The 21,554-nt window shown below is 65.3% G+C and carries 25 protein-coding genes; 9 read left to right on the forward strand and 16 right to left on the reverse strand.

What is annotated here, in order from left to right:
- Positions 1–150 precede the first annotated feature (150 nt).
- Positions 151–573 (forward strand): alternative ribosome rescue aminoacyl-tRNA hydrolase ArfB, encoded by a 423-nt coding sequence (gene arfB, locus E2K76_RS14225; RefSeq protein ID WP_136685020.1) that lies wholly within the window; start codon positions 151–153, stop codon positions 571–573.
- A gap of 91 nt (positions 574–664) precedes the next feature.
- Here the strand turns inward: arfB and E2K76_RS14230 are convergent, their stop codons facing one another.
- From E2K76_RS14230 to trhO, 4 genes are read right to left on the reverse strand one after another with little or no spacing between them, the layout of a single operon-like run.
- Positions 665–2,008, reverse strand: a complete 1,344-nt coding sequence (locus tag E2K76_RS14230) for a S41 family peptidase (protein ID WP_136685021.1) — start codon at positions 2,006–2,008, stop codon at positions 665–667.
- Positions 2,009–2,015: 7 nt separating this feature from the next.
- Complete coding sequence (locus E2K76_RS14235) at positions 2,016–3,119, reverse strand: murein hydrolase activator EnvC family protein (RefSeq protein WP_136685046.1); 1,104 nt, start codon at positions 3,117–3,119, stop codon at positions 2,016–2,018.
- Entirely contained in the window at positions 3,119–4,624 is a 1,506-nt protein-coding gene (gpmI, locus tag E2K76_RS14240; protein WP_136685022.1) for a 2,3-bisphosphoglycerate-independent phosphoglycerate mutase, read from the reverse strand. The genes E2K76_RS14235 and gpmI overlap by 1 nt, the downstream gene beginning before the upstream one ends.
- Positions 4,625–4,653: 29 nt before the next feature.
- Positions 4,654–5,538 carry an oxygen-dependent tRNA uridine(34) hydroxylase TrhO gene (trhO, locus tag E2K76_RS14245; RefSeq protein ID WP_136685047.1) on the reverse strand — a complete coding sequence of 295 codons (885 nt, stop codon included), beginning with the start codon at positions 5,536–5,538 and terminating at the stop codon, positions 4,654–4,656.
- Between the two features lie 103 nt (positions 5,539–5,641).
- On the opposite strand from trhO, the gene pncA reads away from it, so the two are divergent.
- From pncA to E2K76_RS14260, 3 genes are read left to right on the forward strand one after another with little or no spacing between them, the layout of a single operon-like run.
- On the forward strand, positions 5,642–6,235 hold the full coding sequence (gene pncA / locus E2K76_RS14250) for a bifunctional nicotinamidase/pyrazinamidase (protein WP_220432251.1): 594 nt from the start codon (positions 5,642–5,644) through the stop codon (positions 6,233–6,235).
- A gap of 1 nt (position 6,236) precedes the next feature.
- Positions 6,237–7,529 carry a nicotinate phosphoribosyltransferase gene (gene pncB / locus E2K76_RS14255; protein ID WP_136685024.1) on the forward strand — a complete coding sequence of 431 codons (1,293 nt, stop codon included), beginning with the start codon at positions 6,237–6,239 and terminating at the stop codon, positions 7,527–7,529.
- Positions 7,526–7,996 carry an RNA pyrophosphohydrolase gene (locus tag E2K76_RS14260; RefSeq protein WP_136685025.1) on the forward strand — a complete coding sequence of 157 codons (471 nt, stop codon included), beginning with the start codon at positions 7,526–7,528 and terminating at the stop codon, positions 7,994–7,996. The genes pncB and E2K76_RS14260 overlap by 4 nt, the downstream gene beginning before the upstream one ends.
- On the opposite strand, the gene E2K76_RS14265 is transcribed toward E2K76_RS14260, so the two are convergent.
- Positions 7,997–9,430, reverse strand: coding sequence for an aldehyde dehydrogenase family protein (locus E2K76_RS14265; protein WP_136685026.1), 1,434 nt, complete (start codon positions 9,428–9,430; stop codon positions 7,997–7,999).
- Between the two features lie 181 nt (positions 9,431–9,611).
- Here E2K76_RS14265 and E2K76_RS14270 point away from each other — a divergent pair, with 181 nt between their 5' ends.
- Positions 9,612–10,265 (forward strand): peroxiredoxin, encoded by a 654-nt coding sequence (locus tag E2K76_RS14270; protein ID WP_136685027.1) that lies wholly within the window; start codon positions 9,612–9,614, stop codon positions 10,263–10,265.
- A gap of 3 nt (positions 10,266–10,268) precedes the next feature.
- Here E2K76_RS14270 and cysW read toward each other — a convergent pair whose 3' ends face one another.
- Genes cysW through E2K76_RS14290 form a run of 4 tightly spaced genes read right to left on the reverse strand, consistent with a single transcriptional unit; the run spans position 10,269 to position 13,931 of the window.
- On the reverse strand, positions 10,269–11,054 hold the full coding sequence (gene cysW / locus E2K76_RS14275; RefSeq protein ID WP_136685028.1) for a sulfate ABC transporter permease subunit CysW: 786 nt from the start codon (positions 11,052–11,054) through the stop codon (positions 10,269–10,271).
- Positions 11,051–11,869, reverse strand: a complete 819-nt coding sequence (gene cysT, locus E2K76_RS14280) for a sulfate ABC transporter permease subunit CysT (RefSeq protein ID WP_136685029.1) — start codon at positions 11,867–11,869, stop codon at positions 11,051–11,053. Before cysT ends, cysW begins: the two co-directional genes overlap by 4 nt.
- Positions 11,866–12,795 (reverse strand): sulfate ABC transporter substrate-binding protein, encoded by a 930-nt coding sequence (locus tag E2K76_RS14285; protein ID WP_136685048.1) that lies wholly within the window; start codon positions 12,793–12,795, stop codon positions 11,866–11,868. Before E2K76_RS14285 ends, cysT begins: the two co-directional genes overlap by 4 nt.
- Before the next feature lie 44 nt (positions 12,796–12,839).
- Positions 12,840–13,931 (reverse strand): sulfate/molybdate ABC transporter ATP-binding protein, encoded by a 1,092-nt coding sequence (locus tag E2K76_RS14290; RefSeq protein ID WP_136685030.1) that lies wholly within the window; start codon positions 13,929–13,931, stop codon positions 12,840–12,842.
- Positions 13,932–14,201: 270 nt separating this feature from the next.
- Between E2K76_RS14290 and E2K76_RS14295 the strand changes: the two genes are divergently transcribed.
- Entirely contained in the window at positions 14,202–15,221 is a 1,020-nt protein-coding gene (locus tag E2K76_RS14295; protein WP_136685031.1) for a lysine-2,3-aminomutase-like protein, read from the forward strand.
- Positions 15,222–15,360: 139 nt separating this feature from the next.
- On the opposite strand, the gene E2K76_RS14300 is transcribed toward E2K76_RS14295, so the two are convergent.
- On the reverse strand, positions 15,361–15,729 hold the full coding sequence (locus E2K76_RS14300) for a nuclear transport factor 2 family protein (RefSeq protein WP_281280740.1): 369 nt from the start codon (positions 15,727–15,729) through the stop codon (positions 15,361–15,363).
- A 25-nt stretch (positions 15,730–15,754) separates the two neighbouring features.
- Positions 15,755–16,366, reverse strand: a complete 612-nt coding sequence (locus E2K76_RS14305; protein ID WP_136685033.1) for a TetR-like C-terminal domain-containing protein — start codon at positions 16,364–16,366, stop codon at positions 15,755–15,757.
- A 58-nt stretch (positions 16,367–16,424) separates the two neighbouring features.
- On the opposite strand from E2K76_RS14305, the gene E2K76_RS14310 reads away from it, so the two are divergent.
- Genes E2K76_RS14310 through E2K76_RS14320 form a run of 3 tightly spaced genes read left to right on the forward strand, consistent with a single transcriptional unit; the run spans position 16,425 to position 18,085 of the window.
- Entirely contained in the window at positions 16,425–16,877 is a 453-nt protein-coding gene (locus E2K76_RS14310; RefSeq protein ID WP_136685034.1) for a nuclear transport factor 2 family protein, read from the forward strand.
- Positions 16,870–17,721 carry an NAD(P)H-binding protein gene (locus E2K76_RS14315; protein ID WP_136685035.1) on the forward strand — a complete coding sequence of 284 codons (852 nt, stop codon included), beginning with the start codon at positions 16,870–16,872 and terminating at the stop codon, positions 17,719–17,721. The genes E2K76_RS14310 and E2K76_RS14315 overlap by 8 nt, the downstream gene beginning before the upstream one ends.
- A 4-nt stretch (positions 17,722–17,725) precedes the next feature.
- Positions 17,726–18,085 carry a RidA family protein gene (locus E2K76_RS14320; protein WP_136685036.1) on the forward strand — a complete coding sequence of 120 codons (360 nt, stop codon included), beginning with the start codon at positions 17,726–17,728 and terminating at the stop codon, positions 18,083–18,085.
- A gap of 16 nt (positions 18,086–18,101) precedes the next feature.
- Here E2K76_RS14320 and E2K76_RS21130 read toward each other — a convergent pair whose 3' ends face one another.
- From E2K76_RS21130 to E2K76_RS14350, 5 genes are all read right to left on the reverse strand, one after another.
- Positions 18,102–18,365, reverse strand: coding sequence for a helix-turn-helix domain-containing protein (locus E2K76_RS21130; RefSeq protein WP_136685049.1), 264 nt, complete (start codon positions 18,363–18,365; stop codon positions 18,102–18,104).
- Between the two features lie 6 nt (positions 18,366–18,371).
- Entirely contained in the window at positions 18,372–18,872 is a 501-nt protein-coding gene (locus tag E2K76_RS20375; protein WP_169053321.1) for a hypothetical protein, read from the reverse strand.
- A 665-nt stretch (positions 18,873–19,537) separates the two neighbouring features.
- A complete protein-coding gene (locus E2K76_RS14340) occupies positions 19,538–20,158 on the reverse strand; it encodes an FMN-dependent NADH-azoreductase (protein WP_136685039.1) in 621 nt (206 codons plus the stop codon).
- Between the two features lie 72 nt (positions 20,159–20,230).
- Positions 20,231–21,088 (reverse strand): sigma-70 family RNA polymerase sigma factor, encoded by an 858-nt coding sequence (locus tag E2K76_RS14345; protein ID WP_136685040.1) that lies wholly within the window; start codon positions 21,086–21,088, stop codon positions 20,231–20,233.
- Positions 21,078–21,551 carry a carboxymuconolactone decarboxylase family protein gene (locus E2K76_RS14350; protein WP_136685041.1) on the reverse strand — a complete coding sequence of 158 codons (474 nt, stop codon included), beginning with the start codon at positions 21,549–21,551 and terminating at the stop codon, positions 21,078–21,080. The genes E2K76_RS14345 and E2K76_RS14350 overlap by 11 nt, the downstream gene beginning before the upstream one ends.
- Between the last annotated feature and the right edge of the window lie 3 nt (positions 21,552–21,554).

The raw sequence follows: 21,554 nt of genomic DNA on the forward strand, positions 1-21,554 counted from the left end.
GGAGAGAGGTGTCGGGACAGTCGGAGGGTTGATCGGCTAGGGGCAGCCCCCTTGCGGAAAGACCACTGATTGGGGTGATTCCTAACTGGCTCATCTCCTTGGATCTCGGAAAGGGTCGTCGGCCGTGACGGCCCTTTCTCTATTTTGATCATGCTGCACATCACCGAAACCATCGCCATCGCAGACTGGGAATTGACGGAAAGCTTCATCCGCGCCTCGGCGCCGGGCGGGCAGAACGTGAACAAGGTTTCCACCGCGGTCGAACTGCGGTTCGAGGCGGAGCGATCCCCGAACCTGCCCGCACCCGTGAAAGCCCGCCTGAAACGTCTGGCCGGTCGGCGCTGGACAAACGAAGGCGCGCTGGTCCTTCAGGTCGAGGATACCCGCAGCCAGGCCCGCAACCGCGAGATCGCGCGTGAACGGCTGGCCGACCTGATCCGTCAGGCGCTGGTGGTTCCGAAACGCCGCATCGCCACGAAACCGACGCTGGGCAGCCAGCGCCGCCGTCTGGCCGCAAAATCCATCCGAAGCGATGTAAAGGCCGGGCGCGGCAAGGTCGGCGAAGAAGACTGACGTTTATGTAATGCGAAACTGCCGCCCCAAAGGGCGGCAGTTCGGGCGAGTGAGCGGTCCCCGGAGGGGGCCCGAGCGAGCCCGCCCCCCGTTACGGGCGATGGTTGACGACGGCCAGCCCCTTGAGGATATCCACAGCGTAGGCCAGCTGATAATCCTCGTCCCGCAGCTTGGCGGTTTCCTCGACCAGCGCGCGTTCAGCCTCAAGCTGCTCACGCTCCTCGTCGGACATGGAATCGTTCGACAGCACCCCGCGCAGGCTGGATTCCGAACGCTCAGGCAGGATCGAATCGTCCTCGTCTTCACCCGTCGCCTGAGGATCGACCTGCGGCTGCTGCACGATGATGTCCGGCGCCACGCCCAGCGCCTGGATCGAACGTCCCGACGGCGTGTAATACCGCGCCGTCGTCAGGCGCATCGCCCCGTCGCCGCGCACCGGGACGACCGTCTGGACGGACCCTTTGCCGAAGCTCTTGGTGCCGACGACGATGGCCCGCTGGTGATCCTGCAACGCGCCCGCGACGATTTCCGATGCCGAGGCCGAGCCGCCGTTGATCAGAACCACCATCGGCTTTCCGCCGATCAGATCGCCCGCCGTCGCGTTGTAGCGTTCGTTGTCCTGCGGATTGCGCCCGCGGGTGGACACGATCTCGCCCTGTTCAAGGAACGCATCCGACACCTTGATCGCCTGCGTCAGCAGCCCGCCCGGGTTGTTGCGCAGGTCCAGAACAATGCCGTTGACATTGTCCATGCCGCCGACTTCCTCGATCTTGGCCTTCAGCTCCTCCTCGACCCCCGGCATGGTCTGGTCGTTGAAGGTCGTCACGCGCAGCACGATCGTATGCCCGCCCACAAGGCGCGAGCGCACGGCGACCAGCTTGATCGTGTCGCGGATGATCGACACGTCGAACGGCTCTGCCGTGCCTTCGCGGACCACGGTGATGATGATTTCCGACCCGACCGGGCCGCGCATCTTCTCCACCGCCTCGTCCAGCGGAATGCCCGACAGCGATTCCCCATCGACAGCGGTGATGAAATCGCCCGACTGGATGCCGGCGGCGTCGGCGGGCGTGTCGTCCATCGGCGATACGACCTTCACGAAGCCGTCCTGCTGCGTCACTTCGATGCCAAGACCGCCGAATTCGCCGCGCGTCTGCACCTGCATGTCGTCGAAATCGTTCGGCGGCAGATAGCTGGAATGCGGGTCCAGCGAGGTCAGCATCCCGTTGATCGCCGCCTCGATCAGCTTGTCGGTCTCCACCGGCTCCACATACTGGCTGCGGATACGCTCGAAGATGTCGCCGAACAGGTCCAGCTGTTCATAGACCGAGGCGCTTTTGGTCTGTTCCTGCGCGATCAGCGGCTGCGCCACCTGTGTCGTGACAAGAACCCCCGCCACCGTGCCGCCCAATGCGGCCAGAACATATTTCTTCATCGCCGTCCTATTCCACAATTGCCGCGAACCATTCCGCCGGATCGACCGGGCCCGTGCCCTGCCGCAGTTCCAGGTAAAGCGTTTCGGTCCCCTCGCGGCCCGTCGCGTCCTGCGCCGTGCCAAGAAAGTCCACCAAACCCTGATCGCCGCCCGGCATCAACCCCAAGGGCGCACCCGCTGCGACAACTTCGCCCACTTCGCCATATACCGTTTCGATCCCGGCAAGCACCAGAAGATACCCGTCGCCCGGTTCAAGAACCATCACGTTTCCGTAGCCGGACAGCGGCCCGCGATAGCGGATGGTCGCAGCCCACGGGTTCGTGACCAGCGCGCCGGGACGCGTCGCCAGCACAACCCCCGGCCTGCGCACCCCCGCCGCATCGGCCTCGTTCGCGCGGCGCAGCATCTGACCATGAACGGGCAGCGGCAGCTTGCCCTTTTCGGCCGCGAACCCCGGCCCCATCGCGTCGGGCGCATTCGCGATCCCGGCGGCAAAGGCATCCAGCGTATCGTTGCTTTCCAGAAGCGCCCGCAGAACCGCCGGATCGTCGGTAAAACGGCGCGGCAGATCCGTCCGGTCCGAGATCGCCTGCGACAGCGCCGTCCGCGCGCCTTGCGCGGTATGCAGCCCGTTCGCCAGCGTATCCGTCGCCGCCAGTTGCACGGCGCGCAGATCGCGCATCTCCTGCAATTCGGCCTTCAGCGCCTCGGCCTGCTTTTGCAGCGCCGGGGTCACGTCCGACATGATCAGCCCCGAACGCACCGTGCCCAGCGGCCCCGAGGGGTGCAGCAGCAGGATCGGGCCCGGCTCCCCCTCCATCCGCGCCATGACGCCCAGAAGCTGCGAGACCTCCTCGCGCTTGGCCTGAAACCGCATATCCAGCGCCGCCTCGCGGATCGAGGCTTGGCGCGACGCCTCGCGCAGCGCGGTCAGCCCCGCCTCATAGGCGCCGATCGTGCGGGTCAGCGCGGCCACACGGTCGCCGCCGCTGGTCGCGCGCTGCATCGCCTCGACCGCCGCCTGCAATTCGTCCGAGGCTACTCGCGCCTGATCGGCGACCGAAGCCGCGGCAGGCGATGCCAGAAGGACCAAAAGGGCGGCGCGCAGGATCATGCGATCAGGCTCTGCCCCGTCATCTCGGCCGGTTGCGGCAGGCCCATCAGTTGCAGAACCGTCGGCGCCAGATCGGCCAGCCGCCCGTCGCGCAAGCTGCCCCGGGGCCCGCCGTAAAGGATCACCGGCACCGGGTTCAGCGTATGCGCGGTATGCGGCCCGCCGGTGACCGGATCGACCATCATCTCGCAATTGCCGTGATCGGCGGTGACGATCATCGCGCCACCCACCTCGGCCAGCGCCTCCAGCGCCTGTCCAAGACCGCGGTCCACCGCCTCGCACGCCGCGATCGCCGCCGCCAGATCGCCGGTATGGCCCACCATGTCGGGGTTCGCGAAGTTGACCACGATCAGATCGTAGCCATGCCGGATCGCTGCGACCAGACGCTCGGCCACTTCCGGCTCCGACATCTCGGGCTGCAGATCATAGGTGGCGACCTTGGGCGATAGCGGCATGAAGCGGTCTTCTTCCGCAAAAGGAACCTCGCGCCCCCCGTTCAGGAAGAAGGTGACGTGGGGGTATTTCTCGGTCTCGGCCAGCCGGAACTGGGTCTTGCCATGGCTGGCGACCCATTCGCCCAAGGTGTTGGCGATGGCGCGTTTGGGATAGGCGCTGGTCATATAGGCGTTATGCGCGTCGGAATAATCGACCATGCCAAGCAGCGCGCCCCATTTGATCGACCGCACGGCGAAGGCGTCGAAATCCGGCTGCCCCAGCGCCGCAAGGATTTCGCGCGCGCGGTCGGCGCGGAAGTTCAGGCAGAAGAAGCCGTCGCCGTCCTTTGCGCCAGGGTAGCCGTCGATGACCGTCGGCTGGATGAATTCATCCGTCTCGCCCCGCGCATAGGCGTCCGCGATGGCCGCTGCGGCATCGGGGGCGGCATTCCCCGTCGCTTCGACCATCGCCGCCCATGCGCGCGACACGCGGTCCCAGCGGTTGTCGCGATCCATCGCGAAATAGCGTCCAATCACCGTGCCGACCGTGACGCCCTGCGGCAGCGCCCCCAGAAGCTGCGCCACGAATTCGCGGGCCGAGGACGGTGCCACATCGCGCCCGTCGGTAATGGCGTGGATCACGACCGGAACGCCCTCGGCCGCGATGGCCCGCGCGGCGGCAAGCGCATGCAGGATATGCCCATGCACGCCGCCGTTGGAGATGACGCCCATCAGATGCGCCGTCCCGCCCGTCGCTTTCAGTTTGGCAACGAAACCAAGCAGACCTTCGTTCTGAAGGAAGGTGCCATCCTCGATCGCAAGGTCGATCTGGCCCAGATCCATCGCCACCACGCGGCCTGCGCCGATATTGGTGTGGCCCACCTCGGAATTGCCCATCTGCCCGGTCGGAAGCCCCGCATCGGGCCCATGGGTGATCAGCGTTGCATGCGGGCAGGTCGCCATCAGCCGGTCGAAATTCGGCGTGTTCGCCTGCGCCGGGGCATTGCCCTCGCGGCTGTCCGAAAGGCCCCAACCGTCAAGGATGCAAAGGACGACGGGTCTGGTCATGGCGGGCCTCCGGTTGATCCGGCACCGTTCTAGGGCGCGCGGGTCCTTTCGGCAACCTCGCGCTGGCGCTGGCGCATGCGGAAACGGGCGCGGTCATCATCGGTGTATTCGCCGATGCAGCGGGCGCAGGACACGCCCAGTTCGAAATCCGGGTGATCGCTGCCCTGCACAGGCCGACCGCAGGCGTGGCACATCTCGTAGCTGCCCTGCGCCAGCCCATGCTTCACCGAGACGCGGTGGTCGAAGACATAGCATTCGCCCTGCCACGCCGTCTCGGCCTCCGGCACCTCCTCCAGATACTTCAGGATGCCGCCTTTCAGGTGGAACACGTCATCGACGCCCTGCCCCAGCAAGAAGTTCGTCGACTTCTCGCAGCGGATGCCGCCGGTGCAGAACATCGCGATGCGCTTGCCTTTGAGGCGGTCCTTGTTCGCCGCCCACCATTCGGGAAAGTCACCGAAGGATTTCGTCGCCGGATCGATTGCGCCCTCGAAGGTGCCGATCTCGACCTCGTAATCGTTGCGGGTGTCGATCACGGCGACGTCGGGCTGCCGGATCAGGTCGTTCCAGTCCTTCGCCTCGACATAGTGACCCACGCGGGCCAGCGGGTCCACGTCCGGCTGGCCCATCGTCACGATCTCTCGCTTCAGGCGGACCTTCAGGCGGTTGAAGGGCATCTTTTCGGCATGGCTTTCCTTCCACTCCAGCCCCGCGCAGCCCGGCAGGGCGCGGATGGCGGCCAGAACGGCGTCGATCCCGGCGCGGGGGCCGGCGATGGTGCCGTTGATCCCCTCGGGCGCGATCAGAAGCGATCCGCGCACGCCGGCGGCATCGGCCAGATCGCGCAAAGGCGGGATCAGCGCGGCGGGATCGTCGAAGCGGGTGAAGTGATAAAGTGCGGCGATGGTCAGCATGGCGGGCAGATGCGCCCGAATCCAGTGAAAATCAAGTGCCGCCATTGACGATCCGCCCGCCGCCTCTTACGCCGATCCAAAGGCTTTCATGGAGGGAATGCCGATGGATGCGCTGATCGTCATCGACGTGCAGAACGATTTCTGCCCCGGTGGCGCGCTGGCCGTGACGGATGGCGATGCCGTCGTCCCCCGCGTGAATGCGATGTTGGAGGAGTTTCCCGTTCGCGTGCTGACGCAGGACTGGCATCCGGCGAACCACCTGAGCTTTGCCGAAAACCATGCGATGGAACCCTATGGCACGATCCAGATGCCCTATGGTCCGCAGGTCCTGTGGCCCGCGCATTGTGTCCAGGGCACGAATGGCGCGGCATTCCATCCGGGGCTGGCGACGGACAAGGCCGATCTGATCCTGCGCAAAGGGTTCCGGGCCGCCATCGACAGCTATTCCGCGTTCTATGAAAACGACCAGAAAACCTCGACCGGGCTGGAGGCTTATCTGCGCGCGCGCGGGGTGTCGTCGGTCACGCTGGTCGGCCTTGCGACCGATTTCTGCGTCGCGTGGTCGGCGCTGGACGCGGTTGGGCTGGGCTTCGACGTCACTGTGCGGATGGATGCCTGCCGCGCGATCGATCTGAACGGGTCGCTGGCTGCCGCCTGCGAAAAAATGCGCGCCGCTGGCGTCGTGCTGGAGGACTGACATGGCCGATATCGCCACCCGCGTTCACAATCACAAATGGAAGATCGACCCGATCGTCCGTTCGCTGCTGGACACGGATTTCTACAAGCTGCTGATGTGCCAGTCGATCTTCCGCAATCGCCCGGATACCGACGTCACCTTCAGCCTGATCAACCGCACCAAGACCGTGCGCCTTGCCGACATCATCGACGAAGGGGAGTTGCGCCAGCAGCTTGACCATGCGCGGTCGTTGCGGCTGACGCGGGGCGAGTCCACCTATCTGCGCGGCAACACCTTCTACGGCAAACGCCAGATGTTCCGCCCCGATTTCATGGAGTGGTTCGAGGGGATGCAGCTTCCCCCCTACGAGCTGGAGAAGAAGGACGGCCAGTACGAGCTGACCTTCCACGGCAAATGGCCCGAGGTGATGCTGTGGGAAATCCCCGCGCTGGCGATCCTTGTGGAACTGCGGTCGCGGGCGGTGCTGGAACGCATGGGCCGGTTCGAGATTCAGGTGCTCTATGCCCGCGCGATGACCAAGCTGTGGGAGAAGATCGAACGGCTGAAACAGATCCCCGATCTGAAGATCGCAGATTTCGGCACGCGGCGGCGGCATTCCTTCCTGTGGCAGGACTGGTGCGTGCAGGCGATGATCGAGGGCTTGGGCGATGCTTTCACCGGAACGTCCAACTGCCTGATCGCCATGCGGCGCGAGGTGGAGGCCATCGGCACCAACGCGCATGAATTGCCGATGATCTATGCCGCGCTGGCCAATGATGACGCCGAACTGGCGCAGGCCCCCTATCAGGTGCTGGCCGACTGGCACGAGGAGCACGAGGGCAACCTGCGCGTCATCCTGCCCGACACCTTCGGGACGGAAGGTTTCCTGAAACGCGCGCCCGACTGGCTGACCACATGGACCGGCATCCGCATCGACAGCGGCGATCCGGCAGCAGCGGCGGAATTGGCGATCCAGTGGTGGAAGGACCGGGGCGAAGACCCGCGCGAGAAGCTCGTGATCTTCTCGGACGGGTTGGATGTGGCCAAGATCGAGGAGTTGCAGACGCAGTTCCGCGGCCGGGTGAAGGTCTCCTTCGGCTGGGGCACGATGCTGACCAACGATTTCCGCGGGCTGGTGCCTGACGGGGCGCTGGACCCGTTCAGCCTTGTGTGCAAGGCCGTTTCCGCGAACGGTCGCCCGACGGTGAAACTGTCGGACAATCCCGGCAAATCGCTTGGCCCCGCAGCCGAGGTCGAACGTTACAAACGCGTCTTCGGTGTGGGCGAACAGCAATATCAAGAGGTGATCGTATGACCGATCTTCCCTATCGCCCCTGCGTGGGCGTCATGCTGATCAACGATGCCGGGCTGATCTTTGCCGGACAGCGCTTGGACAGCAACGCCGCCGCGTGGCAGATGCCGCAAGGTGGGATCGACGATGGCGAAAAGCCGCGCGAGGCCGCGATCCGCGAATTGTGGGAAGAAACCGGCATCACCGACGATCTGGTGAAGTTCGTCGCCAAGACCGAAGGCTGGGTCACCTATGACCTGCCGCCCGAGCTTCTGGGCAAGGTCTGGGGCGGCAAGTATCGCGGGCAGAAGCAGAAGTGGTTTCTCTATCGCTTCAAGGGGCGCGACGATCAGGTGAAGATCGCGACCGACCATCCGGAGTTTTCCGAATGGCGGTGGATCGGCGCGGAGGAGATGGTGGAGAAGATCGTCCCCTTCAAACGCGCGGTGTATGAGGCGGTGATCGCGGAGTTCCGCGACCACCTTTCGTAATCAACCCCAGCCGGAGATCGCCTTCACCTCCAGAAACTCCTCGATCCCGAAGGTGCCGCCTTCGCGCGCGCGGCCCGAGGCTTTGACCCCGCCGAAGGGGCTGCCCGCGCCGCGGCTCTGGCCGTTCATCTCGACCATGCCGGACCGCAGTTTGCGCGCAAGGCGGTTGCGGCGTTCGCCATCCTGCGACTGGACGTAGTTGGTCAGGCCGTATTGCGTGTCATTGGCGATGCGGACGGCCTCCTCCTCGGTGTCGAAGGGGATGATCGACAGGACAGGGCCGAAGATCTCCTCGCGCTCGATGGTCATGCCGGGGGTCACGTCGGCAAAGACCGTCGGCTTGACATAGAAGCCGCGGTTCAGCCCGTCGGGCAGGCCGGGGCCGCCGGCGACCAGACGCGCGCCTTCGTCGATGCCCTTCTGGATATAACCCTGAATCTGGTCCCACTGACGGCGGTTCACGACCGGCCCGATATGGGCGCCATCCTCGGCGGCGGGGGCAACGCGGGTTTCCGTGGCAACCTTGGCCGCAATCTCGACCGCGCGATCATAGGCGGGGCGTTCGACCAGCATCCGCGTCGGCGCGTTGCAGCTTTGGCCCGAATTGTTGAAGCAATGCCGCGCGCCGCGTTCGACCGCCCGGTCATCGGCATCGGCGAAGATCAGGTTCGCGCCCTTGCCACCCAGTTCCAGCGTAACGCGCTTCATCGTCTCGGCAGCGGCTTTCGAAATCGCACGTCCCGCGCGGGTCGATCCGGTGAAGGAGATCATCTCGACATCCGGGTGGCTGGAAAGCTGCGAGCCGACCCCGGCCCCGTCGCCGTTCACGAGGTTGAACACCCCCGGCGGAACGCCCGCGTCATGGCAGAACTCGGCGAACAGAAGCGAGGACAGCGGCGCTTCCTCGGACGGTTTCAACACGCAGGTGCAGCCCGCCAGCAGCGCCGGGATCACCTTCAGCGTCACCTGGTTCATCGGCCAGTTCCATGGGGTGATCAGGCCGACGACGCCGATCGGCTCCAACGCCAGACGGTCGTTCGGGGCGTGATCGCCCAGCGGGCGGACCCATTCGATGGTGTCGAACGCGGTCAGGAACGCCTTCAGGTGGCTGGGAAGGCAAGGTGCCTGCGATTCCCGCGCCAGCTTGATCGGCGCGCCCATCTCAAGGCTGATGGCCTGCGCCATTTCCTCGGCCCGTGCCTCGTATTGCTGCAGGATGCGTTCGACCACGGCACGGCGTTCGGCGGGCGCGGTCACCGACCACGTTTCGAACGCGCGTTTGGCTGCGGCGACCGCCGCATCCGTATCCGCCGCATCGCCGAGCGAGATGACGGCGACGGCTTCCTCGGTCGAGGGGTCGATCACGTCGCAGTCGCGGGGCTTGGCCGGGGCCACCCATTTCCCGTCGATGTAGAATTCGCGTTTCTCGATCATCGCATCCTCCATTTTGCAGCAGCGTGTCATCCCGGCGCGGCGCGGGCAAGGGGAACGAAATTCCGGCACGACAAGCGGGCGCGGCGCTTTCCTTCCTTTCGCGCGGACCCGTGCCGATAAAGGGTGAAAACGCCCGCAGGGCGGCTTATGTCGGAAGACGAACCTGATCAGAGGAGCCGACATGTCCATTCGTATCAACGACATCGCCCCCGACTTCACCGCCGAATCCACTGCCGGGACCATCCGGTTCCACGAATGGCTGGGGGACAGCTATGGCATCATCTTCAGCCATCCCAAGGATTTCACCCCCGTCTGCACGACCGAATTCGGCGCGGTGGCGCAGCTGGCCGGGGAGTTTGCAAAGCGCAACACCAAGGTGATTGGCGTGTCCGTCGACAAGGTCGAGGAACACCAGAAATGGAAGAAGGACATCGAGACCTTCGCCGCATCCCCCGCCGATTTCCCGATCATCGACGACACCTCGCTGACGGTGGCCAAGGCCTATGACATGCTGCCCGCCGAATACTACGCCCCGACCGAAGGGCGAACCCCGGCCCATACGGCGACGGTGCGGACGGTCTATGTCGTCGGGCCGGACAAGAAGGTGCGGCTGACGATCTCCTATCCCATGTCCGTGGGCCGCAACTTTGCCGAGATCCTGCGCGCGCTGGACGCGGTTCAGGCCACCGACGGCGTGCCGATCGCGACCCCGGCCAACTGGGTTCCGGGGCAGGACGTCATCGTGGCACTGTCGCTGAACGACGAACAGGCGCGCGAGAAGTTCGGCGATCTGGACATCAAGCTGCCCTATCTGCGCTTCGCCAAGCAGCCCTGACGATCAGTGCTGGCGGTCGAGCAGCGTCTTGACCGCCAGCGCCACCAGCGCGATCAGCGTCAGCGTCGATGCGGCGGCAAAAGCGCCCACGACGTTCAGGTCATTGAACAGCAGTTCCACCTGCAAGGGCAGCGTGTTGGTCTGGCCGCGGATGCTGCCCGACACGACCGAAACGCCGCCGAATTCCCCAACCGCCCGCGCCGCGCACAGCACCGCGCCATACAGCAGCGCCCAGCGGATGTTGGGCAGCGTCACCCGGCGAAATATCTGCCAGCCCGACGCGCCAAGGGTCACCGCCGCCTGCTCTTGTTCCGATCCCTGCGCCTCCATCAGCGGCAGGACCTCTCGTGCGACGAAGGGGGAGGTGACGAACATCGTCACCAAAACGATGCCGGGGACGGCGAACAGGATCTGGATGCCGTTTTCCAGCAGCAGCGGGCCAAGCAGCCCTTGTCGACCATAGAGCAGCAGATAGCAGATGCCCGCGATGATGGGCGAGACGGAGAACGGAATCTCGATCAGCAGGACCAGCAGCCCGCGCCCCCAGAACCGGAACCGCGCGACCAGCCATGCTGCGGCGATGCCGAAGGCAATGTTGATCGGCAGCACGATCACCGCCACGACCGCGGTCAGCCAGATCGCATGCAGCGTGTCGGGATGCAGGATATTGGCCTGATAGGCCGCCCAGCCCTGCCCGAAGGCCCGGCTGAAGATATAGGCCAGCGGCACCACGACCAGAAACAGGGTCGAGATCAGGGCAGCGGCGATCAGCAGGCGGCGTGCGGTCATGGCTTGGCCTTGTAAGGCAGCGCGCGGGCTTGCAGCAGGTTCGAGATCACCAGAAGCAGCAGCGCGATGATCAGCAGCACCAGCGCGATGGCGGCGGCACCGTTATAGTCGTATTCCTCCAGCCGGATGACGGCCAGAAGCGAGGCGATCTCGGTCTTCATCGGCAGGTTTCCGGCGATGAAGACCACCGCGCCGAATTCGCCCAAGGACCGCGCGAAGGACAGCGTCACCCCGACAAGGAAGGATGGCAGGATCACCGGCCAGATCACCTTGCGGAAGATGGTGAACGGATGCGCGCCCAGCGTGATCGCCGCCTGTTCGTATTGCGGGTCGAGGTCTTCGAGGACCGGCTGCACGGTGCGGACGACGAAGGGGATGGATGTGAAGCTCATCGCGATGGCGACGCCCCAGATGGTGAAGACCACCTTGATGCCCATCGGCTCCAGCAGCGCGCCGAACCAGCCGTTCGCGGAAAACAGCGCCGACAGGGCAAGCCCCGCAACTGCGGTCGGCAGCGCGAAGGGGATGTCCATCAGCGCGTCCAGCACCCGCTTGCCGGGAAAATCGTAGCGCACCAGCACCCAGGCCATCAGCAGCCCATAGGCCGCGTTCACCACCGTCGCCATCGCCCCCGCCACGAGCGTCAGCTGCAGCGCGGCCAGCGTGCGCGGCGCGGTGACGATGGCCCAGAACCGTTCGGGCCCGATCTCGGCCCCGCGCAGCACCAGCGCGACAAGCGGCAAAAGGACGATGACGCCGAGATAGGTCAGCGTCACGCCCATGCTCAGGCCGAAGCCCGGCAGCACCCGCTTCATTGGTTGACGAAGACCTGATCGAGGATGCCGCCCTCGGCCAGATGGTTCGCGGCGACGCCCTCCCAGCCGCCAAGGCTGTTTTCTACGGTCAGCAGGTTCACCTCGGGGAATTTATGCGCCTCGATCGCGGCGGCGTCATGGACGCGGAACGATCGTTTCGCAAGGATCTCCTGCGCCTCGGGGGAATAGAGGAAGTTCAGATAGGCGGTCGCCACTTCGGTCGTGCCCTTCTGCTGCGCGACCTCGTCCACCACGGCGACGGGGAATTCGGCAAGAAGGCTGGTCGGCGGCGTCACGCGGACGAAGCCCTGATCGGCATATTGCTGGGCGATGCCTGCGGTTTCCGCCTCAAATGTGACCAGCACGTCGCCGATGCCGTTTTCGGCAAAGGTCGTCGTGGCCGCGCGCCCGCCGGTGTCGAAGACCGGAACATTGGCGAACAGCTTCTTGACGAAATCCTGCGCCCCCGCATCGTCCAGCCCCGAGTTCAGCGCCCAGGCATAGGCCGCCAGATAGGTATAGCGCCCGTTGCCCGAGGTCTTGGGGTTCGGGAACACCACCTGCACACCCTCGGCGGTCAGATCGTCCCAGTCGGCGATGTTCTTGGGGTTGCCCTCGCGAACGAGGAAGGCGGGCAGCGAGTAGTAGGGCGAGGCCTCGTTCGGGAACCTCTCGCGCCAGTCATCGCCCAGAAGGCCCCCTTCGGCCAGCACGTCGATGTCGGTGACCTGATTGAACGTCACCACATCCGCCGGCAGCCCTTCAAGGATCGCGCGCGCCTGACGCGACGATCCGGCGTGGCTTTGGTCGATGGTCACGTCGCGGCCCGTATCGGCTTTCCAATGGGCGGCGAAGGCCGGATTGATCTCTACGAACAATTCCCGCGCGACGTCATAGGAGACGTTGAGGATGCTGTCCTGCGCCATCACCGGCGCGGCCAGCAGGGACAGGGCGGTCGCAAGAACCAGTTTCACCGATGCGTCTCCTTTTTGAGGGGGATTGGGGCGGGCGGAGCCTTGCGCGCCGCGCCCGGAAAGATGCGGCCTGCATCGGGGCGCAGGCGGACATGATCGCCGACTTTCAGCGGATCGGCGCCGCGCTGGCGGGGAAGTTCCGCCTCCAGCACGATGCCGGTGCCGTCCAGCATCACGCGGCGAAGCGCGCCGGTGGAGGTGATCTGGCGAATGCGGAAGGGCGAGGCGTCGTCGCGCTGAAGGTCGATCTCGGCCGGGCGCAGGAAAAGGGTGGCGAAACCGTCGGGCAATGCGCGGCGTTCCAGCATCGACGCGTCCAGCCCCGGCGCCTCGGCCCGGCCCGCGCGCAGGATCACCGGCAGTTCCACCGTCGCGCCAAGGAAACGCGCAACGAAGGGCGAGGCGGGATGGTCGAAAATCTCGTCCGCAGTGCCGACCTGTTCGATGCGGCCCGCGCCCATGACCACGACACGGTCGGCCAGCTCGAACGCTTCCTCCTGATCGTGGGTGACGAAGATGGTGGTGGTTCCAGTCTTGTCATGCACATCGCGCAGCCAGCGGCGCAGGTCGCGGCGGATGGCGGCATCCAGCGCGCCGAAGGGTTCGTCCAGCAGCAGCACCTTCGGACCGATGGCCAGCGCCCGGCCCAGCGCGACCCGCTGGCGCTGCCCGCCCGAAAGCTCTGCCGGATAGCGACCGCCCAGATGTGCGATCTGAAGGAACTGGAGCAGCTCGTCCACCTTCGCCGCGATCTTGGCTGCGGGCGGGCGACGGTCCTTTGGCATCACGTTCAGCCCGAAGGCGATGTTGTCGCGCACCTTCATATGCGGAAACAGCGCATAGTGCTGGAACACGAAACCTGTGCGGCGGTCCTGCGCCCGAACGCGCAGCCAATCCTCGCCATCGACCGACAGGCTGCCCGCATCCGGCCAATCCAGCCCGGCGATGATCTTCAGCAGCGTCGTCTTGCCGGAACCGGAGGGGCCCAGAAGCGCGATCAACTCGCCATCGCGGACGTTCAGATCGATCCCGCGCAGCACCTCCGTCTCGCCGAAGCGCTTCATCATGCTGGTGACCTGCATGGTCATGGCGCGCCCTCCCGTCCGTTTTCCGGGAAGCTAGACCGCGGGGAACCCCCGAGCAAGCGCGCTGAGCGCGGATTTGGCGCAGGCGGGGGGAATATTTTCCCCCGTCGAAGGGTTGGCCCGAACCCCATTCCAAACCCCCGCATCCCGTCGGCAGGACCATCCGCAAAGCGGGCAGCCAGCGAAGCCGCGTTCTTTTTGCGCGCGCGTCACGCTTGCATCTTGGGGGTTCCGGGCGCATAAGCCCGCTTTCATCGCAAGAGGTTCCCGGACGTGGCCCCGCGCAAGCCCGCCATCACCAAAGTCGCGGATCTGATCCGCGAAGGTCTGGCAGATCCCTCCCAGGCGGAGGTTCTGGACCGGGTTGCCGAGAATTTCCGCATCCGCATCACCCCCGGCATGCAGGGCCATTCCGAGGGGCTGGCGCGCCAGTTTGTGCCGTCCCCGCAAGAGCTGACGATCCGTCCCGAAGAACTGGCCGATCCGATCGGCGATGACGTTCACAGCCCCGTGCCGGGTCTGACGCACCGCTATCCGGACCGGGTCATCCTGCATGCGACGCAGACCTGCGAAGTTTACTGCCGTTTCTGCTTCCGCCGTGAAGCCGTTGGCGAAGACGGTGCGCTCGGGGATGCGGAATTGGACGCGGCGATCGACTATATCGCGCGCACCCCCGAAATCTGGGAGGTGATCCTGACGGGCGGCGATCCGATGGTCCTGTCGCCGCGCCGTCTTTCGGCGCTGCTGGCGCGGCTTTCGGCGATCGAGCATGTCGGCGTGGTCCGCTTTCACACGCGCGTGCCGGTCGTTGCGCCAGAGAAGGTGAACACCGCCCTGATCGCTGCGCTGCGTGTGCGGCCTGCGGTCTATGTGGTCATCCATACCAACCACCCGGACGAGCTGACGCCCGAGGCCTGCGCGGCTTTGGCGCGGCTGGCGGATGCGGGGATTCCGCTTTTGTCGCAAACCGTGCTGTTGCAAGGGGTGAACGCGGATGCCGAGGTCTTGGCACAGCTGTTCCGCCTTTTGGTCATGAACCGGGTGAAGCCCTATTACCTTCACCACTGCGATCTTGCCCGCGGGACGGGGCATTTCAGGACGACGCTGGCCGCAGGTCAGGCGATCATGTCTGCGCTTCGCGGTCGCGTCTCGGGGGTCTGCCTTCCGACCTATGTTCTGGACCTCCCCGGCGGCTACGGGAAGGTGCCCGTCGGCCCCGTTTACGTATCGGGCGAGGGTCCGTTCCGCATCACGGATTATCTCGGGCGGGCGCATATCTACGCGGACCCGTGATTGGCGCTCATGCAGGTCGGTCTTGCTGTGCGCCTCCAAAGCGTCAGAAGGTATCCGCGAAGGTCACCAATGCCTCTCGGTCAGCCCCGGATGTTCCCCACTCCATCTCCAAGGCGGCGCTCGTGACTGATGCCGCGCTTCAAAACAGCCCGTTGTCGTTGGCCGACGTCCCGGTGATGGGCTGCAACACGTCCCAGTGCTCGACGATCTTTCCGCGGTCGTCGACTCGGAAAATGTCGATCCCCGCGTAATCGTCGCCACCCGGCCAGACCTGATGGCAGTGAAGCACGACCGGATCCGCTTCGGCGATGGCTCGTTTGATGGTCACGTATTTCGCCGGATGCTCCGCGGCCATCCGTTCGAAGTATTCGATGAACGCATCCTTGCCGTCGCCGACATGGGGATTGTGCTGGATATAGACGTCCCCGACATCTCGCTCGATCGCCTCGCGTGGGCGGCCGTCGTTGAACATCAGTTCGTAGAACGCAATCGCGTTCGCCTTGTTCAGGTCGGAGGTTCCATCTGTCCCTCCCTCAGCACGACCGCAGGGCCGTGGCGATTACCTTGGCTTGACGTTGCAAAGCCGCCATTCCGATGGGCCTGCACCGCACGATCATCCGCCAGTAAAGGGGCGACGGGATAAGGTCGAACGCGAATTCGCGGTCGATGTCGCCGCGCAATTCCCCCCGTGCGATGGCGCGGTCAAGCATGTCCTGACCAAGTGTGCGGCGCGCGGTGGCGACATGGTCCAGCAGTCCGGCCAGATCGCCCGATCGCATCCGTTCGGCGTGAAGGTCGGGCAGGATGCGGCGCACCAGCGGGTGGCGCAGCACGCGCCGGTTCATCGTCAGATAGGCGAGGATATCTGCCTCCAGCGACCCATGATCGCCAAATTCGCCAAGCATCGGCGCGGCCCGCTCGATCGCCTCGGTCGCAAATTCGCGCTTGGAGGACCAGCGCCTGTAGATCGCGGCCTTGCCTGCCGCCGCCCGTGTGGCGACACGCTCCAGACTGATCGCGGCATAGCCGGTCTGCGCCCATTCCTCGAACAAGGCGCGGAACAGCGCATCGGTCAGGTCCGGGCGGATCACCGCCGCCCCGCTGGGTTTGCGTGCGGCTTTTTGGTCGATACTATTGCGTTCCATCCATCAGGCTCCAACATGGACGGAACGATAGCGTTCCATTGAAGCGGAGTGAAGTGCGATGACGACGAACCCCGATCATTTCCCCAGCCTCTCGGCCTTGCTGCGCCAAGGTCTGGGCGACGCGATTGCGCCCGACGCGACGGGCCTGCTCGACATGATGACCGATGACATCAGCTTCGAGTTTCCGTTCGCGCTGCCCGATGGCCTGACCGTCATCGACGGCAAGACCGCGCTTGCCGAATACCTGCCCAAGGTGGGCGAGCTTTTCACCATCGAGGCGATGATGCTCGACCGCGCGTTCCTGTCGGCGGACGGGCGCAGTGCGGTGCTGGAATTCACGTCGAAGGCCCATGCGAACAAGGACGGGGCGCGGTATGATCAGACCTATGTTTCCGTCATCGACATTCGGGACGGCCTCATCAGCCGATACCGCGACTACTGGAACCCGCTGATCGTCCTTTCCGCGACGGGCGGGCCGGATGCGGTGAACGCGGTGCTGAAAAGTGGGTGAAATCCTTGTCACCGGCGGCACCGGAACGACCGGCAAGCTGGTGGCGCAGGCCATGGCGCGTCTGGGCCTTCCGCACCGCGTCGGAACCCGTGCACCCGCCGCGCCGCATCATGTCGCCTTCGATTGGACGGACCATGCGCTTGCCGCGAAGGCGCTGGAGGGCGCGCGGGCCGTTTACATCGTCGCCCCGACGGACCGCAGCGATCACGGGCGCGTGGTCGTCCCGGTCCTTGAGGCGGCGCTGGCGAAGGGGGTGACACGCTTCGTCCTGCTCAGTTCCTCGATGCTGGAGCCGGGCGGGCCGATGATGGGCGAAATCCACGCCTGGATTGCCGGGCATGCGCCGGAATGGGCGGTGCTGCGTCCAAGCTGGTTCATGCAGAACCTGATCACGCAGCACCGCCAATCCATCGTCGAGGACGGCGCGATCTTCACCGCGACCGGCCAAGGTCGTTGCGGCTTCATCGACGCGCAGGATATCGCGAATGCTGCGGTCGCCGCCCTGACCTCGGACGCTGCGTGGAACCGGGATCATATCCTGACCGGACCGGACCCTCTGAGCTATGACGACGTTGCGGCTGCGCTGACCGCTGGCCTTGGGTTTCCGGTCAGGCATGTGCCTTTGACCGAGGAGGACTGCGCCGCGCGCTGGCGTGCCAAGGGAATGGATGCCGCCTATGCCGCGACCCTCGCCGCAATGGACGGGCGAATCGCCAAGGGCGCCGAGGATCGCGTGACGGACGCTGTTTCCTTGCTGACCGGGCGGTCTCCCGCCGATCTGCCCGATTTCATCCGCCGCCACCGCGATGCGTGGGGCGACGAATTCCAGACACAGAAAGGATGACGCCATGAAGGCGATTTACGAGAAGCACAAATATTCCGCCGCCGTGCGCGCAGGTGATCTTCTGTTCGTGTCCGGTCAGGTGGGCAGCCGCGAAGACGGCTCGCCGGAGCCTGAGTTCGAGGTGCAGGTCCAGCGCGCCTTCGATCACCTTGCGGCGACACTGGCCGACGCTGGCGCGGGTTTCGAGGACATCGTGGACGTGACCACATTCCACACGGACCCGGAAAACCAGTTCGCGACGGTCCTGAAGGTCAAGGACAGGATCTTCGCCGCGCAACCCTATCCGAACTGGACCGCCGTTGGCGTCAACTGGCTGGCGGGTTTCGATTTCGAGATCAAGGTCGTCGCCCGCATCCCGGAGTGATGCAGGCAGCGGGGGCTTAAGACCAGAGCAGGCGATAGACCGTTTCTCGGTCATCGCTCGGGTGGTGGGCCGTCCTGCCCCGGGTGCCCGAGGATATCCGCCGCCTGCAAGGCCAGCCACAGCGCAGCCACATCGGCGGTGTTGCCGAGCGGCGCCCCGTCAGTTCATTGATCCGGCGGATGCGATAGGTCAGGCTGGTCTTGTGGACAGGAAGGGTGCCCGCAGCGGCCTGCCAAGAGCGGTTCTGTTCCAGAAAGTCTGCAGCAGGCGCGCGTTCGATTGTTCATCATGCGCCGCGACCGGCCCCAGAATACAGCGGAAGGTATCCTGCGCCTCCTGGATGGACCGGGGTAGCCAAGGCAGGTGATCGGCGATCTGGGCATATCTGACGATCGCATGTTCGGGCGTGCCATGGGCCGCCGCAAGGCGTGCTTCGCGCAGGGCAACCTTGGACGGCATTGCTCAGACCCAAGGGGGCGCCGAGGACGGGCTGCACCGCCCCGGCCTTCTCGTTGGAAAGCAGAACCAGAACCTCTTGCCCGCGCGGCACCAAGAAAAGCGTCCCTGCCAGAAGCTCGAACCGCCGCGCCCAATCCGTCAGCGCCACCGGATCGGTGCGCGCGATGCCCAGATGGGACGTGTCCAGCGACAGGCCGCAAGCGTTGAGACGCCGGGTCAGCGTTCCGGCCTTGACCTTTTGGGTCGGAATCTCGGTCAGCAATTCGGCCCGCTCGCGAAAGTCACGCTCATGTTCGACATGGCAATGCTCCAGCGCGATGCCCAGCACCGAGGCGAGGTGGCATCCAGCAGGTCGCGACTGGAGCGCCGCGCCAGGAGCACGTGATTGTGTCGCGACGGAATCAGGATCGCCAGTATCTTGCCATCCTCGAACGGAAAGCGGCGGATTGCCACCTGTGCCGTGGCAGCCGCAAGCATCTTCACGTTCTGTCCCAGCCGGTCCAGCAGCGAGACAAATCCTGCCCTTCGATCACCATGCGCAACCGTGCGAATGCCGCGTGGCGATCGTTTCATGTGACCGCGACGAGGTGGTCCGCCACGGCCTTCGTCATGCTTGCGAAGGGCACGCCAGACTCTGTCAGCAGAAACGGAAAACCCAGACGGTCGGCGCTGACCTGAGGCACGGTCATGTCACTCGGGCCTTTTCGCCGATCATCATCCCCGCCTGACCGGCATGATCTTTCGGAACCCCGATTTCGGTGGTCGTCTTGCCCAGCCATTCGGTTGGATTCGCCAGGCATGCGCCCACTGCACCAGCCGATCAGGCATCCGTGTTGTTCGTTCCGCGCTATTGCGCCTGCGCGCGACTCTGGGCGGCGACGGCGGTGGAGCCGGCCTCCTTCGCACGGATCACCCTTCAGCTTTCAACCTCAAGGCCGACAGGGGCAAGTCCTGCCGGCCAGCTACGCCGCGCCGGGTGCTTTTGGGACCATGTCATGCCTCCTGTCCCGCAAGGCAGTGCGCTTCCGCTCCGAAACGCCTATCCGTCGCGATTTCCCGCCGGGCCCGCGCGAGCGTCTGTTCCGCCATGTCCGGCCGCGCCAGCGCCTCAAGGTAGACGAAGTGCAGATCACGGATGCCGACGGTCGCGAGAACATCCTTCAGATAGCCCGTCAGGTGATCGGGCTGCATGGCACCTGCGCGCACCAGCCCGCCCGAGGACACCAGAATGAGCGTCGGCCGGTCGGCCAGCAGCCCGATCTTGCGCCCGTCGCGGAACCCGAAGCTGCGTCCCGCCCGAAGAACGAGGTCGATCCACAGCTTCAGCGCTGCAGGAACGGTATAGTTGTGCATGGGCGTCGCGATGACCAACGCGTCCGTTTCCTCCAACTCTCGGATCAAGGTTTCGGAGGCCGCGAAGGTGGGGGCGGCAGGTTCGGCCCGTGACAGGATCGCATCTGCATAATCGGCCGTGATTTGGCCAAAGCCGCCTTGTGACAGGTCACGGGTGATGACCTTCAGGTGACGCCTGCTCTCCAGCACCTCTTTTCCGAGGGTATGACCGGAGGCGGCGGCTCCGAGCGGGCTTGCGGTCAGGAACAATGCGGATTTCATCGTGATCTCCTTTCGACATGCGTTGCCGGCAACCGGGAAGACCAGCCCTTGCGCACACGCGGTTCTGTGGGGTCAGTGGATTGCCAGACCCGTCAGTTTGTCGGGATTGCGGGTGATGTAGATGCGGGTGATGCGGCCGTCCTCGATCTCCAGCGCGGTGGTCTGGATCGCGCCGCCCATGCGGCTGACGAAGCCCGGCAGCCCGTCGATGACGGTGGCACCCAGAAATTCCATCCCGTCCCCGACCTTGCGCGACAGGCCCTGAAACAGGCGAAGCAGGTTGTCGATGCCTTCGATCACGTTCAGGACGGTGTTGACCTTGCCACCGCCGTCGGAATGCAGCGTCGCGCTGCTGGCAAGCATCGCGCCCAAGGCGGCGGCGTCGCCGGTCTTGCAGGCGTCGAAAAAGGCGCGGGCCAGTTCCTCGCCCGCCTCGCGCGGCACATCGTATCGCGGGCGGTCGATCTGGACATGAGCCCGGGCGCGGGCGGCAAGTTGGCGCGTTGCGGCGGGGGCGCGGTCGATGGTGCGGGCAACCTCCTCCATCGGCTGACCGAAGACGTCGTGCAGAAGAAACGCCGCCCGTTCCAAAGGCGACAGCCGTTCCAGCGCCAGCATCAGCGACAGGGTCAGGTTGTCGGGGCGCAGCGCATCGTCCGGCTCCTCGATCAGCGGTTCGGGCAGCCAGGTGCCGGGATAGGTTTCCCGCCGCGCCCGCGCCGATTTCATCTGGTCGAGACAGAGGCGGGAGACGACCCGCGTCAGCCATGCCGCCGGTTCGGCGATGGTGCCGTGATCGCCGTTCTGCCAGCGCAGCCAAGCCTCCTGCACCATATCCTCGGCCTCGGCATGGCTGCCCAGCATCCGGTAGGCGAGGCGCAGCAGGCGGGGCCGCTGCGCCTCGAAGGTGCTTACCGGATCAGGCTGCATGGGCCTGCGCCTGCGGCAAGGTGGTGCCATGCGCGGCGCGGAAACCGATCTGCACGCGGTTCCACAGGTTGATCGCGCCGATCGCCAGCGACAGATATGCGCGCTCGTCCTCGGTGAAGGCGGCTTTGACCAGCGCCCAGTCATCGTCGGATGCGCCGGTTTCGGCCACCAGCGTCAGCGCCTCGGTCCATGCCAGCGCGGCGCGTTCGCGGGCGTCATAAAGACTCGCCTCGCGCCATGCGGGCAGCATGTGCAGGCGAAGCGGCGTCTCGCCATCCTTCAGCGCCTCGGCCACATGCATCTGGATGCAATAGGCGCAGGCGTTGATCTGGCTGGCACGCAGCTTGACCAGATGCAAAAGGCGCGGCTCCAGCGTGCTCGCCTTGATCGCGGCCTCGACGGCAAACAGTGGTTTGAAACCGGCTTCGGCACGTTTGAACTGGTCGGTCATGCGGGGTGTCATCGG

Source organism: Falsirhodobacter xinxiangensis, from assembly GCF_004959935.1.
Classification (GTDB): Bacteria; Pseudomonadota; Alphaproteobacteria; order Rhodobacterales; family Rhodobacteraceae; genus Falsirhodobacter; species Falsirhodobacter xinxiangensis.

Excerpts from the sequence above, each read along its gene's own strand:
- arfB (WP_136685020.1), top strand. The coding sequence starts at position 151 with ATGCTGCACATCACCGAAACCATCGCCATCGCAGACTGGGAATTGACG.
- E2K76_RS14230 (WP_136685021.1), bottom strand. The coding sequence starts at position 2,008 with ATGAAGAAATATGTTCTGGCCGCATTGGGCGGCACGGTGGCGGGGGTT.
- gpmI (WP_136685022.1), bottom strand. The coding sequence starts at position 4,624 with ATGACCAGACCCGTCGTCCTTTGCATCCTTGACGGTTGGGGCCTTTCG.
- trhO (WP_136685047.1), bottom strand. The coding sequence starts at position 5,538 with ATGCTGACCATCGCCGCACTTTATCACTTCACCCGCTTCGACGATCCC.
- pncA (WP_220432251.1), top strand. The coding sequence starts at position 5,642 with ATGGATGCGCTGATCGTCATCGACGTGCAGAACGATTTCTGCCCCGGT.
- pncB (WP_136685024.1), top strand. The coding sequence starts at position 6,237 with ATGGCCGATATCGCCACCCGCGTTCACAATCACAAATGGAAGATCGAC.
- E2K76_RS14260 (WP_136685025.1), top strand. The coding sequence starts at position 7,526 with ATGACCGATCTTCCCTATCGCCCCTGCGTGGGCGTCATGCTGATCAAC.
- E2K76_RS14265 (WP_136685026.1), bottom strand. The coding sequence starts at position 9,430 with ATGATCGAGAAACGCGAATTCTACATCGACGGGAAATGGGTGGCCCCG.
- E2K76_RS14270 (WP_136685027.1), top strand. The coding sequence starts at position 9,612 with ATGTCCATTCGTATCAACGACATCGCCCCCGACTTCACCGCCGAATCC.
- cysW (WP_136685028.1), bottom strand. The coding sequence starts at position 11,054 with ATGACCGCACGCCGCCTGCTGATCGCCGCTGCCCTGATCTCGACCCTG.
- cysT (WP_136685029.1), bottom strand. The coding sequence starts at position 11,869 with ATGAAGCGGGTGCTGCCGGGCTTCGGCCTGAGCATGGGCGTGACGCTG.
- E2K76_RS14285 (WP_136685048.1), bottom strand. The coding sequence starts at position 12,795 with ATGGCGCAGGACAGCATCCTCAACGTCTCCTATGACGTCGCGCGGGAA.
- E2K76_RS14290 (WP_136685030.1), bottom strand. The coding sequence starts at position 13,931 with ATGACCATGCAGGTCACCAGCATGATGAAGCGCTTCGGCGAGACGGAG.
- E2K76_RS14305 (WP_136685033.1), bottom strand. The coding sequence starts at position 16,366 with ATGGAACGCAATAGTATCGACCAAAAAGCCGCACGCAAACCCAGCGGG.
- E2K76_RS14310 (WP_136685034.1), top strand. The coding sequence starts at position 16,425 with ATGACGACGAACCCCGATCATTTCCCCAGCCTCTCGGCCTTGCTGCGC.
- E2K76_RS14320 (WP_136685036.1), top strand. The coding sequence starts at position 17,726 with ATGAAGGCGATTTACGAGAAGCACAAATATTCCGCCGCCGTGCGCGCA.
- E2K76_RS14340 (WP_136685039.1), bottom strand. The coding sequence starts at position 20,158 with ATGAAATCCGCATTGTTCCTGACCGCAAGCCCGCTCGGAGCCGCCGCC.
- E2K76_RS14345 (WP_136685040.1), bottom strand. The coding sequence starts at position 21,088 with ATGCAGCCTGATCCGGTAAGCACCTTCGAGGCGCAGCGGCCCCGCCTG.
- E2K76_RS14350 (WP_136685041.1), bottom strand. The coding sequence starts at position 21,551 with ATGACACCCCGCATGACCGACCAGTTCAAACGTGCCGAAGCCGGTTTC.